The organism is Ruegeria sp. BHSB058 (assembly GCF_059613285.1).
In genome coordinates, this window is sequence record NZ_JBXWSF010000179.1 from 1 (window position 1) to 1881 (window position 1881).

The 1881-nt window shown below is 51.8% G+C and carries 1 tRNA gene and 1 rRNA gene; both read right to left on the reverse strand.

What is annotated here, in order from left to right:
- A 23S ribosomal RNA gene (locus AC2FNB_RS21155) occupies window positions 1-1013 on the reverse strand; the annotation flags it as partial.
- A gap of 709 nt (window positions 1014-1722) precedes the next feature.
- A tRNA-Ile gene (locus tag AC2FNB_RS21160) sits at window positions 1723-1799 on the reverse strand.
- Window positions 1800-1881: the final 82 nt, after the last annotated feature.

A 1881-nucleotide genomic window follows, 5' to 3' on the forward strand; every position in this document is an offset into this window, starting at 1 on the left:
GGTCAGGGTTGTTTCCCTCTCCACTACGGACGTTAGCATCCGCAGTGTGTCTGCCATCTAGTACTCCCGGGTATTCGGAGTTTGGTTAGGATCAGTAAGCCTGTGGGGCCCCATTACCCATCCAGTGCTCTACCCCCCGGGGTATTCGGATGACGCTCTACCTAAATAGATTTCGCAGAGAACCAGCTATCTCCGAGTTTGATTGGCCTTTCACCCCTAGGCACAGCTCATCCCGATCCTTTTCAACGGATGTGGGTTCGGTCCTCCAGCAAGTGTTACCTTGCCTTCAACCTGGCCATGCCTAGATCACTCGGTTTCGGGTCTGATCCCACGAACTCATGCGCCCTATTAAGACTCGCTTTCGCTGCGCCTACACCTAACGGCTTAAGCTTGCTCGTGAGACCAAGTCGATGACCCATTATACAAAAGGTACGCCGTCACCCCGCAAGGGGGCTCCGACTGATTGTAGGCGTTCGGTTTCAGGTACTGTTTCACTCCCCTCGTCGGGGTGCTTTTCACCTTTCCCTCACGGTACTGGTTCGCTATCGGTCAGCAAGGAGTACTTAGCCTTCGAAGGTGGTCCTCCGATCTTCAGACAGGATTTCACGTGTCCCGCCCTACTTAATACGTCCCATCGAGCTTCGAATACGGGGCTGTCACCCGCTATGGCCCAGTTTCCCAACTGGTTCTTCTCACTCTCAAGGCTCGGCTGGTCCCCGTTCGCTCGCCGCTACTGGGGGAGTATCAATTGATTTCCTTTCCTCCGGGTACTTAGATGTTTCAGTTCCCCGGGTTTGCCTTTATAACCCTATGTATTCAGGTCATAAATACCTGGTCATGCTCATTATTGATCAGCTGTGCCAACAATAACAAACATTCAGGTGGGTTGCCCCATTCAGAAATCCATGGATCAAAGCTTATTCTCAGCTCCCCATGGCTTATCGCAGAGTATCACGTCTTTCATCGCCTCTTGCTGCCAAGGCATTCACCAAACGCCCTTCTCGCGCTTGATTTGATCCAGAAAAAGAAAGACATAACATTTTGCGCTACCGCCTGTTCGGCTACTTGAGCGCACTATATTTGTCCTACCGCCTATTCGGCTACTTGAGGACGTTTAACCGTCCACAACCGAAGTTGCGCCAGAACTCATGTCAATCGAGACCGCCCAGCTGGTAACTAAAGGCGATCGTTCTTCTGAACCAAAAACATACATTTCCCGCCCCCGCCACTTGGACGAGGACAATTGAGCAACCCCATATGGTCTCCCAGCCGTGCAGCTGATCAACGCAGGTCGCTCGGGTTAGTATATTTGACTTGGACAACTCTGTTCTTTTCGGATCGGGATACACAAGACAGGGCCGGCTAGACCCAAACCGTGCCGTCCATCAGACGATGGAACCGACCGAGATCAGCGCCACACTCGGCGCGATCAAACAGTGTTGATTGATTTCTCTCTAAACGATGTCAATTACGGCGACTTTCGAAGAAAGTCTGCCGAGTGCGAGGCAGCGTATTCTCGAAGAGAATGCGCGTTCGCACACCATAGTCTGTTAAGAACAGACATCTCAGCATTCCTAAAAATGCTCAAAAACCTGTTCTCTTTGGATATCAGGACAATCCGGAGACCCGCTCTCATTGCTTTTGCAAGCAAAAGCAACTGCCGCTTACCACCACCTGGCGAGTGTTGTTCGTCATCTTTTTGCTTGCAGCAAAAAGAGACGGTGGTGGGTCGAGGAGGACTTGAACCTCCGACCTCACGCTTATCAGGCGTGCGCTCTAACCACCTGAGCTACCGACCCAGCTGATTTTGCTTCGCAAAATCGGCGTCGCCCGACAGGCTCTTTTCAAAGAAAAGATGCCGAGAGGGCCAGACCCTATAGT